General features: G+C 66.5%; 17 protein-coding genes. 1 reads left to right on the top strand and 16 read right to left on the bottom strand.

The annotated features are described in order from the left end of the window. A partial coding sequence (locus tag ASC45_RS07445) for a methyl-accepting chemotaxis protein (RefSeq protein ID WP_245609990.1) occupies positions 1-387 on the top strand: 387 nt, incomplete at its 5' end. A gap of 68 nt (positions 388-455) precedes the next feature. Here ASC45_RS07445 and fliN read toward each other — a convergent pair. The 16 genes from fliN to motD all read right to left on the bottom strand — a co-directional run bounded on the left by fliN (position 456) and on the right by motD (position 15,371). Further along, positions 456-890 (bottom strand): flagellar motor switch protein FliN, encoded by a 435-nt coding sequence (fliN, locus tag ASC45_RS07440; RefSeq protein ID WP_055450400.1) that lies wholly within the window; start codon positions 888-890, stop codon positions 456-458. A gap of 29 nt (positions 891-919) precedes the next feature. Next, positions 920-1,930: a flagellar motor switch protein FliM gene (fliM, locus tag ASC45_RS07435; RefSeq protein WP_055450399.1), complete on the bottom strand. Its 1,011-nt coding sequence runs from the start codon at positions 1,928-1,930 to the stop codon at positions 920-922. A 1-nt stretch (position 1,931) separates the two neighbouring features. Then, positions 1,932-2,501, bottom strand: coding sequence for a flagellar basal body-associated FliL family protein (locus ASC45_RS07430; protein ID WP_055450398.1), 570 nt, complete (start codon positions 2,499-2,501; stop codon positions 1,932-1,934). Positions 2,502-2,665: 164 nt separating this feature from the next. After that, on the bottom strand, positions 2,666-3,964 hold the full coding sequence (locus ASC45_RS07425; protein WP_245609989.1) for a flagellar hook-length control protein FliK: 1,299 nt from the start codon (positions 3,962-3,964) through the stop codon (positions 2,666-2,668). Between the two features lie 48 nt (positions 3,965-4,012). Next, positions 4,013-4,504 carry a flagellar export protein FliJ gene (gene fliJ, locus ASC45_RS07420; RefSeq protein ID WP_055450397.1) on the bottom strand — a complete coding sequence of 164 codons (492 nt, stop codon included), beginning with the start codon at positions 4,502-4,504 and terminating at the stop codon, positions 4,013-4,015. Between the two features lie 171 nt (positions 4,505-4,675). Next, complete coding sequence (gene fliI, locus ASC45_RS07415) at positions 4,676-6,001, bottom strand: flagellar protein export ATPase FliI (RefSeq protein ID WP_425427612.1); 1,326 nt, start codon at positions 5,999-6,001, stop codon at positions 4,676-4,678. Positions 6,002-6,033: 32 nt separating this feature from the next. Beyond that, a complete protein-coding gene (locus ASC45_RS07410) occupies positions 6,034-6,768 on the bottom strand; it encodes a FliH/SctL family protein (RefSeq protein ID WP_055450395.1) in 735 nt (244 codons plus the stop codon). Positions 6,769-6,795: 27 nt separating this feature from the next. Beyond that, positions 6,796-7,812, bottom strand: a complete 1,017-nt coding sequence (gene fliG, locus ASC45_RS07405; RefSeq protein ID WP_055450394.1) for a flagellar motor switch protein FliG — start codon at positions 7,810-7,812, stop codon at positions 6,796-6,798. After that, entirely contained in the window at positions 7,802-9,496 is a 1,695-nt protein-coding gene (gene fliF / locus ASC45_RS07400) for a flagellar basal-body MS-ring/collar protein FliF (protein ID WP_055450393.1), read from the bottom strand. Before fliF ends, fliG begins: the two co-directional genes overlap by 11 nt. A gap of 33 nt (positions 9,497-9,529) precedes the next feature. Next, complete coding sequence (gene fliE, locus ASC45_RS07395; RefSeq protein ID WP_055450392.1) at positions 9,530-9,883, bottom strand: flagellar hook-basal body complex protein FliE; 354 nt, start codon at positions 9,881-9,883, stop codon at positions 9,530-9,532. 88 nt (positions 9,884-9,971) lie between these two features. Continuing rightward, complete coding sequence (locus ASC45_RS07390) at positions 9,972-11,417, bottom strand: sigma-54-dependent transcriptional regulator (RefSeq protein WP_055450391.1); 1,446 nt, start codon at positions 11,415-11,417, stop codon at positions 9,972-9,974. A gap of 136 nt (positions 11,418-11,553) precedes the next feature. Further along, positions 11,554-12,015, bottom strand: a complete 462-nt coding sequence (locus tag ASC45_RS07385; RefSeq protein WP_055450390.1) for an RES family NAD+ phosphorylase — start codon at positions 12,013-12,015, stop codon at positions 11,554-11,556. Further along, positions 12,015-12,449, bottom strand: coding sequence for a type II RES/Xre toxin-antitoxin system antitoxin (parS, locus tag ASC45_RS07380; RefSeq protein ID WP_055450389.1), 435 nt, complete (start codon positions 12,447-12,449; stop codon positions 12,015-12,017). The genes ASC45_RS07385 and parS overlap by 1 nt, the downstream gene beginning before the upstream one ends. Before the next feature lie 73 nt (positions 12,450-12,522). Next, entirely contained in the window at positions 12,523-13,623 is a 1,101-nt protein-coding gene (locus ASC45_RS07375) for a sigma-54 interaction domain-containing protein (RefSeq protein WP_072243007.1), read from the bottom strand. 72 nt (positions 13,624-13,695) lie between these two features. Further along, complete coding sequence (locus ASC45_RS07370; protein ID WP_055450387.1) at positions 13,696-14,493, bottom strand: SPOR domain-containing protein; 798 nt, start codon at positions 14,491-14,493, stop codon at positions 13,696-13,698. Then, positions 14,490-15,371 (bottom strand): flagellar motor protein MotD, encoded by an 882-nt coding sequence (gene motD, locus ASC45_RS07365; RefSeq protein ID WP_055450386.1) that lies wholly within the window; start codon positions 15,369-15,371, stop codon positions 14,490-14,492. Before motD ends, ASC45_RS07370 begins: the two co-directional genes overlap by 4 nt. Positions 15,372-15,382: the final 11 nt, after the last annotated feature.

Here is a 15,382-nt window from a genome sequence, read left to right as displayed (position 1 = left end):
ATCGAAGCCGCACGCGCCGGGGAACATGGCAAGGGCTTTGCGGTGGTGGCTGCGGAGGTGCGCAAGCTGGCCGAGAAGAGTCAGGCGGCGGCCAAGGAGATCGGCGATCTGGCTGCCACCACGGTGAAGCAGGCCGATGCGGCAGGCCAGCTCATGGCACAGATGGCACCCAACATCGCCAAGACCTCCGATCTGGTGCAGGAGATCACCGCAGCGTCGGAAGAACAGTCCACGGGCATGCAGCAGATCAATCAGGCCGTCGCTCAGCTCTCGGCGGTGACGCAGCAGAACGCCTCGGCTTCGGAAGAACTGGCCGCTACTGCGGAGGAGATGAATGCGCAGGCGACGGCGTTGCAGGACAGCATGCAACACTTCAAGCTGGCTTGAGAAGGTCTGCTCGGGCCTGAGTCTCGGACGCGGCTCAGCCTTCTTCCCTCACGGAAGGGGCAAGAGGCTCAGCCCAGTCGCCGGGCGCGTTCTGTGGGGCTGACGATGTCAGTCAGACGGATGCCAAACTTGTCATTGACCAGCACGACCTCGCCCCGGGCGATGAGAAAGCCGTTGACGAGCACATCCATCGGCTCTCCGGCGAGCCGGTCCAGATCGACCACGGAGCCCTGGGCGAGTTGCAGCAACTCGCGGATCTGAATCTTGGTGCGGCCGAGCTCGACCGAGAGCGTGACGGGGATGTCCATCACCAGATCGAGCTGATTGCCGGGTGCCGCGCCGCCCTGGTCGGCGCGGAGTTCGGCAAAGGGCGCGGGCTGAACCTTGGGCTGTGACGGCGCCGCTGCCGCAGGCTCGGCCGCCAGACCCTGCTCCGCCATGGCTTCGCCCCAGTCGGCCAGATCGTCGGTCGCGGCGGTGTCGGTCGTGGTGTCTTCTGCCATGGCGTGTCCTGCGGATGAAGGGTTCGGAATCAGTGTGCGGCGTGCGCCAGGAGCTGCGTCTTCTCCGGCACGTCCGGGAAGAGTTGCTGGCGGATCTTGAGCGCCATCTTGTCGTCGTGCCGACCATACTCGCCCAGGAGCACGGGAATGCCATCGACCCGGGCCACCACGGTTTCGGGCATTTCGACCGGCAGAACGTCGCCGACGCGCAACTGCAGAAGCTCCCGCACCAGCACCTGACGCTGCAGGAGCTCGACGCGCATTTCCACTTCGGCCTCGCGCATCTCGGTCTGCAGCGCCTTGACCCAGCGGTGATCGACCTCGCTGCGGTCGGTGGTCATGCCGGTGGTGAGCTGGTCGCGGATGGGCTCGACCATGCTGTACGGAATGCACACATGCAGGCTGCCGCCGCCGCCTTCGATTTCGACATCGAAGGTGGATACGATCACCACCTCGGTGGGCGTGGCGATGTTGACGAACTGCGGATTGACCTCGGAGCGCGTGACCTCGGGCTCCAGCGGCAGCACCGGCGCCCATGCGGTCTTGTATTCCTTGAACACCATGTCGAGCATGCGCTTGATGATGCGTTGCTCCAGGGCGGTGAAATCACGCCCCTCGATGCGGGCATGGAAGCGGCCATCGCCGCCGAAGAAGTTGTCGACCACGCTGAAAATCAGACGCGGATCGAAAATGAACAGCGCGGTGCCGCGCAGGGGCTTCATCTGCACCAGGTTCAGATTGCTGGGCACGACGAGGCCACGGATGAATTCGTTGTACTTGGTCAGCTTCACCGACGACACCGAGATTTCGGAAGCGCGCCGCAGGAAGTTGAACAGGCTCACCCGCCACAGCCGGGCGAAGCGCTCGTTGATGACTTCCAGCGTGGGCATGCGCCCGCGCACGATCCGGTCCTGGCTGGCCAGATCGTAGGGACGCACCCCGCCCTCATCGGCCACCTCCGGTTCGGCCACCGGCTCTTCGCCGGCGATGCCGCCGAACAGCGCATCGACTTCGTCCTGGGAGAGAACGTCCTGAACCATGTCACTGCACCACGAACGCGGTGAAATACACGCCGTCGATGGGCGCGCCGTCGTGCCCGTGCGCCGGAGCCGGAGCCGCACTGCTCTCGCCATGGCCACCGCCGCCACCCGCAACGGCCGGTGCGCCTTCGAGCACCTTGTTCACCGATTTGAGAATCTCATCCCTGAGATGATCGCGCGATTCCACCGTTTCGATCTTGTCGGTCGATTGGGCGGCGAGGATGCGCAGGATGTTGTTGCGAAGTTCGGGCGTCATCAGTTTGACCTTGGCTTCAACGGACGGATCGTAGGTCTTCAGATCGATCTTGACCTGAAGATAGTGCACCGTGCCATCGGTGCTCTGCAGATTGGTGACGAAGGGCTCCATGCTGATGAACCGCATGTTCTTGGCCTTTTCGGCCGCCGCGGCGGCTGCCAGTTCGGCAGCCGAGGGCGGCGCCTTGGGCTTCATCAGAAAAAACGCCGCCGCGCCGCCGCCGGCCATCAACACGATGACCGCCACCAGAATGATGATGATCAACTTGGTCTTGCCGCCGCCCTTTTCCTTGGCCTTGGCCTCTTGTTCTGCCATACCCCACTCCCGATGTGCTGAGTTCGGCACGCCCATCGCGCGCCCTGTGCCCATGAAGGGCGGTCAACCCGTCTTCACTGGTCGGTATAACGACACAAAGCCAGGGGTTTTGTAGGGTCTCGCTCCGGCGCGGGGCGCGGTTCGACGCGCGGCTGGATGGCAGTTCAGACATAGGTGTTCACCAGGCCTTGTTGCCAGCGCAACGGCTGCGTCGCGGTGGCGCCGAGCGCGCCGGTCACGCTGGCCGTGCCGATCGTGGCGGCCGGGCCGCGCTGCGAACGGGCCTGCTGACGATCGCCCTGCCCGCCTTGCGCGCCCACCGAGGTCTGACTGAGCGTGAGCCCCGCGCCCGTGAACAGATCGCGCAGTTGCGGCAGCGCCGATTCCACCGCCTGCCGCACGACGGCATGCTGCGAGACGAACTGGGCTTGAATCTGGCCATCGTGCATCTGCAGGTGGACTTCAAGCGGCCCGAGTTGCGGCGGATTGAGATGCAGGGTCGCGAATTGCTGCTGCCCTTGCGCCGCGAGCAACACCTGCTGATTCATCGCCTTCCCCCAGTCGGGCGAGTTCATGGGGGTCGGCACGGTGCTGACCCACTGCGCCGTCGCGGCCGGGTTGGTCTGCGGCAGACCCAGCGGCGGCGTCTGGCCGATCACACCGGGCTGAGCGGATGCGCTGGTGGCGGCATCGCCATGGCTGGGCGACGGGGTGGTCAAGGTCGTCAGTTCGCCGCCCGTCGCCACGGCACGTTGCAGCATGGCGTAAGAGCTGCGCTGGGACACCTCGACCTGGCTGCTCGCCTGCATCGGCATCAGGGTCTGCGATCCTGGCGCGGCGCCGTCGGCCGAATGGGAGCGCCCGCCCTGAAGGCCGAGGGCTACCGTAGCGACGCTCGGCGCGTCGTCGGGCCGGAGGGCGATGTTCGCGGTCGCGGGCAGTGCTCCGGCGTCGTGTGCCGGGGTGGCTGTCGCCGGGGTCGCCTGCGTCACCGGCGCCTGCAACATGACGGCCAGCATCACGCCGGGCGGGGTCGGAGCCGTGCTTGCAACGTCGGTCTTGGGTGCATCCTGCGGCAAAGTCTTGCCGCTCGGAGCCGCCGCCATTGCCGCTTCCAGCACGCCGCTGGCCTGCACGGCCAGCGCAGCGGCAGTCGGCGTGGCAGCAGCAGGGTCCTGGCCCTGCGGCGGCGTCGAATCCTTGCCACGAACCGGCTTCGCACCGGCGGATGACCCGGCATCGGGCTGCGCCGCCTCGGGCTTGCCTGACGCGCCCTCGCCTTTGGACGGCGACGCCGAAGCCGATTGCCCCGCGCGCGAAAGCGCATCGGCAAACCGGGGCGTCGACTCCCCAGGCGAGGCCGGAACTGCCGCAGCAGAGGGCTCAGGAGCCGGTGCGGCGGGCATGGGCGCGACAGGAACGATGAGCGGCATGATGGTGACGGGTTGAACGGTACGCCCCATCAAAAGCAAAACCTGCGCCAGCCCGGTGGCGGGTGGTGCAAGCCCAGCCTATAGATCCGATCGCTGCTGCGAGCTCGGCAAAAACTGCGAGGCGCGCCGCACCGCCCATTCCTGCAGATTCTTCAGCGCGCTGCGCTTCTGGCCTACGCGCTGCTGCGCCTCATGCTGGCCGATCAGCACTTCGAAGGCCTTTTCGCGCTGGCGGATGCCGGTCCACTGTGCCGTCAGCTCCGCCAGGGCACGCTGCTGGCGGTGCAGTTCCTGCTGCTGGGCGGCAATGGCCGATTCGATGCGGTCGACGAAACCGCGCAAGTCACGCACCTGGCTCCAGGCCGTCCCAGCCGTGCCGAGCGCCTGAATTTGCTCACGATATTGCGCTGCGTAGCTCTGCAGTTGCACCAGCTTCGCCTGCGCAGCACGCAGACTTTCCTGCTGCTTTCCGACAAGTTGGCCAGCGTTCTGACTGGCCTCGACCGCCTGTGCATGCAAAGCCTGAAGCGTTTCCAACCTCTGTGGGCTGGGCGAGTTGTTGTAGGTCATGCCACCGATGACGAATGGAATCCGGCAAAAGTGTAAGCCTGCCGCGCTTGTGCCCGGAACAAAACCCCGATGGCCCGCACGCTCAAGAAAACGCAGGGCCGCCCCAAGTTTTCTTGACCCCCTCGGGGGGCGGGCTGGGCGCAGCTCGGCCCTGGGGGCGCTCAGACCACGTCAAAAACTCGACGTCTGCGTCACGTAAGGGCTCATCAGGTCGGCGAGTTGCTGCCGACTCTGCGTAAGACCGACGGCCTCGTGCATGCCCTGCTGCAGGAACTGCCGGATGCTTTCATGCGCCTGCACGGCCTGGTCGAGCTGCAGGTCGGCGCCGGGGGTGTAGGCGCCCACGGCGATCAGATCCTGCTGGCTGGCGTAGCGTGACTGCATTTCCTTGAGCTTCTGCATGCGCCGCAGCTCGATGGGGCTGGCGATCGCCGGCATGACCCGGCTGATCGAAGCCTGCAGGTCGATCGCGGGGAAATGCCCCTGCTCGGCCAGGCGGCGGCTGAGCACGATGTGGCCGTCGAGAATCGCGCGGACGTTGTCGGCCACCGGATCCTGTTGATCGTCGCCTTCCATCAGCACGGTGTAGAACGCGGTGATGCTGCCGCCCCCTTCGGGCCCGTTGCCGGCCCGTTCCACCAGCGCCGGCAGCTTGGCGAACACCGACGGCGGAAAGCCCCGGGCGGCCGGTGGCTCGCCTGCGGCCAGCGCGACCTCGCGCAGCGCCAGGGCGTAGCGGGTGACCGAATCCATCAGCAGCAGCACGTTCTTGCCCTGGTCGCGGTAATACTCGGCCATGGCGGTGGCCAGGCGTGCGCCGCGAATGCGGGTCAACGCGGGCGCGTCGGCGGGTGCCGCCACGACCACGGCGCGTTCACGCCCCTCGACGCCCAGGATGTCTTCGATGAATTCCTTGACCTCCCGGCCCCGCTCACCGATGAGACCGACGATGATCACATCGGCATTGGTGTTGCGCGCCATCATGCCCAGCAGCACGCTCTTGCCCACGCCGCTGCCCGCGAACAGGCCCATACGCGCACCGCGGCCCACGGTGAACAGCGCGTTGATCGCGCGCACGCCCACGTCGAGAGGCTGACGCACCAGCGCCCGCCCCAGCGGGTTGATGGGCTTAGTCGACAGCGTGGTGTAGCTCGAAGCCAGCAGGGCGCCATCGCCGTCGAGCGGCCGTCCGTTGCCGTCGAGCACGCGCCCGAGCAGCTCCGGCCCCACCGGAATGCGAATGTCGCCCGGCACCGGGTGCACCCGAGACCCCGGCGTGAGGCCCTGCACTTCGCCGAGCGCCATGAGCTGGACGTGATCGCCGTTGAACCCCACCACTTCGGCATCGATCGAGCGGTTCTGCTCGGTGCTGATGCGACAGCGTTCGCCCAGGCTGGCTTCCAGCCCCTGGGCCTCGAGAATCAGTCCGCGCACCCGCACCAGACTGCCGCTGTAAACCAGAGGCAGGGGTCCACCGGCCTGCAGCCGGTGCTGCAGGGTTTGAAGATGACGGGCCACTTGGGGAAAGCTCACTGCAGCCCCTCCTCGAACAGCCGGGCCATGATTTGCCGCCAGCGCTCCTCGATGCGCAGGTCAAGCTCGCTGACCGCATCGCGGTTGCGCACCCGCCAGCGCCGGTCGGGCATGGCTGTCGTCCCAGGAGCTGCCGACGCGACGATGACATCGCCGCGGTGCAGCGTATCGTCGCCGACCAGCCCCACGCCCTCGTCCTCGAACTCGGGCGCCACCTTGCGCAGCACCTCCAGATCGAGAGGATGCAGACGCAGCATCGGCGCTCCCGCCTGGGCCGGAAAAGCCGCCAGCGCCTTGCGCACCATGGGCAGCAGCGCTTCGGGCTGGGTCTGCACGTCGTGCAGCACGACCTGCCGGGCCAGCTCCAGCGCCAGCGCGACCAGCGCGGTCTCGGCCTGCGCGTCGAGTTCCGCCACGGGCTTGGTCAGGCGGGTGACAAGGGTCAGCAGGGTCTCGCGTTCCTGCTGCGCCTGGGCGCGACCGGCGGCCAGGCCCTCGGCGCGCCCGGTTTCAAACCCTTCGTGCCGTCCTTGCTCGTAGCCGCTCTGGCGCCCTTCCTCGCGCCCCTGCGCCTCGGCCTGCGCGTAGACCGCCTCGAACTGCTGCGCCGTCGGCGGCGTTTGAAAGGTCGGGTCGGGCGCCCGCGCCTGGGCCGAACCGGGCGTATCGACGCTCTGCGGCTGCCAGCGCCGGGCGGCCTGGGCGTCTTCCTTGGGAATGATGCTGCTCATGGCCGACCTTGCATCGCAAGCTGTGGCTTAGCCGACCAGGGCCTCGCCACCACCGCTGCCGAGCTGGATCTGGCCCGCAGCTTCGAGGCGGGCTGCGATCTGCAGAATTTCCTTCTGCGCGCCCTCGACCTCGCTGAGCTTGACCGGGCCCTTGGCTTCCATGTCGTCTCGCATCATCTCGGCGGCGCGCTTGGACATATTGCCGAGGAACTTGTCCTTGAGCGCGTTGTTCGTGCCCTTGAGCGCGAGGATGAGGGTCTCGGACGAGATCTCGCGCAACATGGTCTGCAGGCTGCGGTCGTCCACATTGATCAGGTCGTCGAAGACGAACATCTGGTCCTGCACCTTGGTGGCCAGTTCTTCGTCCTGCGAGCGCAGATGCTCCATGATGCTCGACGACAGCGCCGTTTCCACCCGGTTGAGAATCTCCGCGGTGACCTTCGGCCCGCCCACGGCGCTGACCTGCACGCTCTGCGAATCGCCCGAGAGCTGCTCCTCGAGCACTTCATTGAGTTCGCGCAGCGCACTGGGCTGAAGGCCGTCGAGCGCGGCCAGGCGCAGCATGGCCTCGCCGGCCTGACGCTCGGGGAGAAAATGCAGCACCTCGCCGGCCTGCTCGGGCTCGATATTGGCCAGAACGAGGGCCACCACCTGGGGATGCTCGAGCTTGATCAGCTCGGCAATGGCACGCGGCTCCAGCCATTTGAGGTTTTCCAGACCGCTCGATTCGCCGCCGTGCAGAATGCGCTCGATGAGCGAATTGGCGCGCTCGCCGCCCAGCGCCTTGGTCAAGGCGCCGCGAAGAAACTCGTTGGCGCCCAGGCCCAGGGCCGTCTGCTGTTCGAGCTTGTCGCGAAATTCCCGCATCACCGCATGCGCCTGATCGGCACTCACCCGGCTGAGCTTGGACATGGCCACGCCCAGACGCTGCACCTCGCGCGGGCCGAGATGCCGCATGATCTCCGCGGCCTGGTCTTCGCCCAGGCTCAGCAGCAGCACCGCGGCACGGTCCAGGCCGCTGAAATCGGCGTTTTCACTGGCCATCGGACAGCCACTCCTTCACGACCTGCGCTGCGCGCCGCGGGTCCTGCTTGACCAGTTCGCGGGCTATCGCCGCGTCCGTTTCGACGGTGTTGCTCAGATGCACTGTGTCGGGCGCCAGCGTGCCGGGCATGCCTGCTCCCGCCCGCTCGGCAACAGCCTCCGCGCCCGGAGCCACCGACTCCCGGCCATCCGCCGCACCACCGGCCGGTGCCAGTGCTGGCTCGGCCTCGGCGCCCTTGGGTCTCTTGCCGCCGCCGGCGGCCTTGCGCATGGCGCGGTAGGCCATCAGCCCAAGAATGAGCGCGATGACGTAGGGCACCGCCTGGCGCACGCCGTCCCAGATCCAGGGCTGCCGCCACAGCGGCAATTCTTTCTCCGCTTCGGTCTGCGCAGCGGTGAAGGGCATGTTGACGACGCTGACGGTATCGCCGCGCTTGGTGTCGAAGCCTATGGCGTTTTCAACCAGTTGCTTCATCTGGCCGAGCTGGGCGGCGCTCAAGGGAACGGGTTTGCCGCCTTTGGCCTGATCGTTGACCAGCACCGAGACCGACAGCCGCTTGACCGTGCCCACCGGCAATTGCGTATGGCTGACCGTCTTGTCGAGGTCGTAGTTGCTCGTTGCCGACGAACTCGCAGCGGTCGGCGCCAGCGTTTTGAGACTGGGGGTGATCTGGGTGAACTGCTGCGGCGTGAGCGGCGCCGAAGCCGACCCCACCGTGAACGGCGCGGTAGCGCCGCCCGGCGGCTGGTTGGTGAGCGCACCTGGCACCCCGGCGGGCAGACCGGCGCTGCCGCTGGAGCTGGTGGTCTGCTGCTGCTGGCTGAGGAGATGGCCCTGGCCGTAGACGACGGAGCTGGATTCCGTCTTGGCGAAGTCGATGTCGGCCGACACCGCCACCCGCACCCCGTCACGCCCGACCAGCGGTGCCAGCAGCGCCTCGATCTGCTTGCGGTACTGCTGCTCGACGGTGTTGCGGTAGGCGAGCTGTTCGGGCTGGATGCCGCTGTCGGCACGCTGCCCGGCGGTGAGCAGATTGCCGTCCTGATCGACCACGCTCACGTCCTTGTCACCCAGACCCGCCACGGCGGAAGCCACCAGATGCACGATGCCCGCCACCTGCGCGCCGCTGAGCACCCGCCCCGGGTAGAGCTTGAGCAGCACCGAGGCCGAAGGCTTTTCCGATTCGCTGAGGAACACCGAGGGTTTGGGAATGGCCAGATGCACCGTGGCCGACTCGACCGCCGAGAGCGACTCGATGGTGCGACCGAGCGACCCTTCGAGCGCCCGCTGATAGTTGATGCGCTCGACGAACTGGCTGGTGCCCATCGGCTCTTTGTCGAGAATCTCGAAACCGACGCCCGCGCCCTTGGGCAGCCCGCTGGCGGCCAGCTTCATGCGGGTGGCGTAAACCTGCGCCGAAGGCACTTCGATGACCGCGCCGCCGCCGGTGATGCGGTAAGGCACGTTGAGTTTCTGCAACTCGCCGATCACCGCGCCGCCGTCGCGCTCGGACAGATTGGTGTAGAGCACCTGATAGTCGAGCCGACTCGTCCACATCAGCGTGACGACGACCAGCGCGATCAGCACCGCCAGCCCGGCCAGCCAGGTGAAGCGCTGGTTCATGCTCATCTGGCGGAAGGCGCCCAGGGGATCTTGCAGCGCGGCGGCGGTGGTCGTGGCCATGATGGAGTGTCAAAAAATCGTCGTAACGAGAGTTCAGGCCTGGATGTTCATGATGTCCTGATAAGCCGACACCAGTTTGTTGCGCACCTGCAGCACGGCCTGGAACGACAGGCTGGCCTTCTGCGAAGCGAGCATGACATCGCTCAGGCTCACGTCACTCGTGCCCGAGACGAATTGCTGCTGCAGGGCATTGGCCTGCTGCAACTGCCCGCTCACGTCGTCGAGGGCACTCTTGAGCGTGGCCGCGAAATCCGCTTGCTGCGTGGCTGCCGTGGCTCCCAGAGCGGCGGCGGCATTGCCGCCCACCGCATCGGCAGGACGCGCTGCCGCCTGCGCCGTCAGGCTGCGCATCTGGGCGAGCACGCTTTGCATGGGATCGATCTGCATAGGGCCTCCGACTTCGAGCTGTTAGTCCATCCGGCTGGAAAACCGGCATTTTTACTCTTTGAAGCAAAACGCGTTCCAGCGTGATCGCTCAATCGGGCAGTTCCAGTCCCGCTTCGCGCAGCTTCTGCAGCTTGTGTCGCAGGGTTCGCGGGCTGATGCCCAGCCGTTGCGCGGCGAGTTGCTTCGAGCCCTGGCTTTGCTGCAGCGCCTCGGCGATCAGTTGCCGTTCGCTCAGGGCAAGCTCGCTGCCGAGATCGCCCCCGCCTGGCTGCGGCGCGAGCTGCGGCTGAACGGGTGGTGGCGCACGCAAGGGCCTCTCGACAGGAGACGGCGCAAACAGCAGATCGGAAGCCGAGATCACGCCATTCTGGCTGAGGATGGCAGCGCGTTGCATCACATTGTCGAGCTCGCGCACATTGCCCGGCCAGCGATGGGCCAGCAAGGCCTGCTGCGCGGAAGCGTCGAGTCGGGGCGGCGCAGCCATGGCGAACGCCGCCGCGTGGCGCTTGAGCATGGCATTGGCCAGCGGCAGGATGTCGCCCTGCCGCTCGCGCAACGGCGGAATCTGGATCGGAAACACGCTGAGCCGGTAATAGACGTCCTCGCGCAGCACGCCCTGCTGCACCGCCTGCTGCAGATCGCGGTTGCTGGTGGCGATGATGCGCAGGTCGAGCACGATGCGCTTGCGCCCGCCGAGCCGCTCGATCTCGCGCTCCTGCAATACCCGCAGCAGTTTGGCCTGCAGCGCCGGGGCCATCTCCGTCACCTCGTCGAGCAGCAGCGTGCCACCCTGCGCCTGCTCGAACTTGCCGGGTGCCGACTGGCCCGCCCCGGTGAACGCACCCTTCTCGAAGCCGAACAAGGTAGCCTCCAGCAGCGTCTCGGGAATGGCCGCGCAGTTGATGGCGATGAACGGCGCCGAGGCGCGGGGTGACTGCGCGTGAACATACCGCGCCATCACCTCCTTGCCGACCCCACTCTCGCCCAGCAGCATGACAGTGACATCGGTCTGGGCCGCCTTGCGGGCGATGGCGAGAATCTGCTGCATCGCCGCCGACTCGGCCACCATTTCACCGTCGCCCTGCGCCTTCGGTTTGGCCTTGGGCACCGTGGCCGGGGCTGAAGGCGCTGGGCCTGGATCGGCCTTGGGCGTTGCGAGCGCGGTCGCTGCGGGGACGAACTGCCGAATCTTGGCCAGCGCTTGCGACAGTTCGAGCGGCGCACTCAGATAGTCAGCCGCACCGTTCTGCAGAGCCTGCACCGCCGCCTGAACCGAGCCGCGACGCGCCATGACCAGCACCGGCAGACCGGGGCGCAGACGGTGCAGCCGCGCGAGCACGCGCGTGGCGTCAACGCCGGTTTCATCACCATCGCAAAACACCAGATCGGGCGACCAGCCTTGCTCGGCCGCGCGCACGGCGCCCTCTTCCTCCGAGTGCAGCGCCACGACGCAGCCCGCGCCTGCGAGTCCGTCGCGCAGGCGCTCTCCCCGCGACGTATCGTGGTCGAGCAGCAGAATGCGTGGAGACGTCATCGAGTGAAAGCGCCGTCAGGCGGTAGCGGCAGGGCAAAAAGACGCATACCGGAAGTTAGCAAATCCAGGGCCTGCGCGGTGACGATTTTCCGTCACCTCGATATCGGGCTTTGGGTATGGGGAATCCTCGGCTCATTCAGCGCCGAAGAAATCTCAAATCCGTGACGAAGTCCTGCGGCTCGCCAATTTCGATCTTGGCGAAGGCCGGATGCAGCGGATTGAGCAAGTAATTGGTCTCCGCCGGGATCACGGCGCTCGGCACGGCCAGAACGGCGCTGGATCGGCGCTTGGCCCAGTCGGCTCCAAGGGCCTGCAGTTCCTGCCGAGCTGCTGCGTCGCGCCAGTTGGCGGGAAGCTGCTCGGGAGCGATCCGCTCGATTTTCAGATGGGTGGGCAGGATCGCGGGGATCATCACATACCGCGCACGCAGCGGCTCGTCCTGCACCAGCATTTCCAGCATGGCCAGCGACTGGCTGCCTGCGGTGTAAACGACGGGAATGCCCTTGCGGTTCCAGCGCCCGCCATATAGCCTAGCACCCTCGCCAGTGAATGCGGCTTGCGCGAACCGGGACGTGACCAGCCGCCAGACCGTGCGCATCAGGCGAAGACGCCGTGTTCGATGCGGCCCAGGGTGTCGAGCACGGATTCCGCGCCGATGTCGGTATCCAACAGCGACAGCGGGGTCATGCCAGACAGGGCCGCATTAGGCGATTTCAACCAGTCCAGCGCGGCATCCATGTCCTCGAAGACCTCTCTTGCCCGCTCGGCCACGCGGGCGAGCCGCACCAGCTTGGCCGATTCCTCGCTGTTGAACTGCCCTTCCTTCTTGCGCCGCGCCAGTGTGCGTTCAGGGATGCCCAAGGCCGCGGCCAGCTCGGCCTGGGTCACGTGCAGGGTCTTGGCAAGCGAGTCCACTGCCGCCGAGGGAATCCCCTGGCGTATGACCGACACCCATTGCAAGGCGGTGCGGGGCCGCGCAGGCAAGACTTGTTTGCCGCCGAGCAGGGTTTCGACCGAAAAGGCAAGGGCCATGTTGATGCTCCACCATCCGCCAAATGGCCTCAAGCATACACAAAACTGGCGGCCATTCGCCGATGGCTGGACTCTATTTTTTTGCCTCGGTGTCCAGACCGTACTTGCGAATCTTCTCGACCAGCGTGGTTCGCCGCAAACCCAGATGCTGCGCGGCGTGGGCGATCACGTAGCGGCCGCGCTCCAGCGCCTGTTCGATCAGGCTGCGTTCGATCTGTTCGAGGTAAGCCCGCAGGTCCATGCCCTCCTCGGGCAGAACGGGGGTCAGCGCGGTCTCGACCATCGCCGCCATCAAGGCTTGCAGCCCGTCCTGCTCGTCTTCCGGCGGCGCGGCGATCGCCGCCTGCTCCTCCAGCCCACCGTCTACGATCTCCAGATCACTGCCCGAGCGCAGCTTGGGCGGAAGATCGGCCAGACGCACGATGGAGCCGGCGTGCAGAATGAGCAGGCGTTCCATCAGGTTCTGCAGCTCGCGCACATTGCCCGGCCAGCGATAGCGCAACAGGGCCTGCTGCACGCCTTCGCCGAACCGCAACCGGCCCAGGCCCTGGGCCTCCAGCCTTTGCAGCGCGTGTTCGGCCAGTTGAAGAATGTCCTCGCCGCGTTCGCGCAAGGGCGGCACCTGCACCGGAAACACGTTCAGGCGGTAGTACAGATCTTCCCGAAACCTGCCCAGGCCGATCTGCTGCTCCAGATCGCGGTGGGTCGCGGCGACGATGCGCGCCTGCGAAGCCAGCACCTCGCTGCCGCCGACGCGCTCGAAGCATTTTTCCTGCAGCACGCGAAGAATCTTGACCTGCAAAGGCGGACTCATCTCGGCGATCTCGTCGAGGAACAGGGTGCCGCGTCCGGCCAGCTCGAAGCGCCCCTTGCGCGCATTCAGCGCCCCGGTAAAGGCGCCGCGCTCATGGCCGAACAGTTCGCTCTCCATCAGCTCGCCGGGAATGGCGCCGCAGTTCACCGCGACAAAAGGCCGGGCGGCGCGGGGCGACCAGGCATGCACCGCCCGCGCAACCAGCTCCTTGCCCGTGCCCGATTCGCCCAGAACCAGAACCGTGCTGTCGGTCTGCGCCACGCGACGAACCTGCTCGCGCAGCAGGCGCATGGGCGCGCTCTCGCCCAGTAGGAGCACATCGGCGGTCAGCGCGTGTGCGGAGATGGAGTCGTCAAACATGGCCGACATTTTCGCAGCCGGACGGCACGACGAAGGCACGCCTGGTGCGCCAGATCAGAGCCGTGACCCCGTTCAAGGCAGTTTGCGCAGAATGCCCTCGGTGCCCGTCAGCTTGCGCAGAGGGCCTCGTGCGGCGCGTGCGGCGTCGGCGTTTCGGTAAGGTCCGACGTAGAACAGACGCAGGCCTCGAACCTCCTTCGCCACCACGCAGACCTGGGCATAGCCCGCGCCGTGCAGCTTGCGGGCGAGTCGGTCAATGCTTTGCTGTTTGCCGAAGGCGCCGACCTGCACATACCAGCCCGCGGCTCGGCAGACACCCACAGCCCCGCTCGGCCGGGGTTTCTCGGTGGATGCGGGGGCATGCGCCTTGCGCACTGGCGCTGCGGTCGGCCGATGCTTCGGCTTGGGTTCAGGTTTGACGGTGGAAGGCGCGGCCGCCACCCCCGGAGCCTTGGCCGACGCGGCGGCTGCGGCGGCCGTCGTCTCGGCAGCCGATGGGGCCGCAGGCGTGCTCGCCGCAATCGACGCGGTGCTCGACACGGCGGGTGCGCTTGCCTGCGTTGCCGTGGCTGCCGCAGGCTGGCTTGCCGCGGCCAGTGCGTTCATCGCCGCCGCCGCATTGCGTTCTTCCTGAGCCGTGCTCAGGGCGGGTTTGGGCTGAGATGCCGCCACGGCCGAAGCCGAGCGTGCGGCGACGTTGGATGCACTCGAAGCCGGATGGACGACGGTGCTTTTGGTGCCTGGCGCAGATCCTCGCAGACCCAGCGCGGCCCAGGCGATCAACCCCAGGAGAATGAGAATACCGAGAACGAGAATGCCGCGATTGAGCCAGCGAACACGGTTTTTCAGGGGTTGGAGATCGTCGTTCAAGAGTGCGTTCCGGGGCTGGGCGGCGTGACGGGGGTCAACTCGGCGGCCGGCCCGGCGGGCTGCGCGGGGGCTTGGGCGGGCAAGATGGGGGTCTCGTTCACGTTCGCATGGCTGAGGGGCGACACGATCACCACACTGACGCGCCGGTTGGCCGCGCGTCCCTTGGCCGTGTCGTTGGATGCGACCGGATGATATTGACCATACCCTGCGGCGACAAGTTGCTCAGGCCGAACGCCTTGCGCAATGAACATCTCCACCACCGACACCGCCCGGGCCGACGACAAGGCCCAGTTGGAGCGATACAGCGGGGTGTTGATTGGCCTGTCGTCGGTGTAACCATTGACCTGGATCGGATAGTCGACTCCGTGCAACACCTGGGCGATCTGATCGAGCAGTTCCTGCGCCTGAGGCGTCAGTTCGGCTTGGCCCGAGGCGAACAGCACCGTGTCGTGAATGTCGATCACCACGCCCAGTGGCGTCATGCGTACCTGCACATCGCCCTTGCGGATGGCGCTGCTCAGCAGCGCCTCGATCTGCCGGGCCACGCCTTCGAGGGTTTTCTGCACTTCCTTGGCGCCAGGCCCGCCTCGACCGGGCTGAATGATCTCGGGCTTTTGCTGCTTGGGAATGGGCGGCAGGTCGATGGCCGACGGCATGCTGTTGAACGGCTGGCCCACCTGAACCGGATTGGGCGTGGTGGGCTGACCGGTGAAGGCCGCAATCATGGTTTGCGACAGCACCTTGTACTTGCCTTCGTTGAGCGAGGAGATTGAATACATCACGACGAAAAACGCGAACAGCAGGGTGATGAAGTCGGCATACGACACCAGCCACCGTTCGTGGTTCTCGTGCTCTTCGTGGGCTTTTTTGCGGGCCATGGAATATCCGT

It is taken from the genome of Thiomonas bhubaneswarensis (assembly GCF_001418255.1).
In the GTDB taxonomy this organism is placed as follows: Bacteria; Pseudomonadota; Gammaproteobacteria; order Burkholderiales; family Burkholderiaceae_C; genus Thiomonas; species Thiomonas bhubaneswarensis.
Note: the sequence above shows the minus strand (reverse complement) of the source record. Positions and strands in the feature narration are given on the sequence as shown.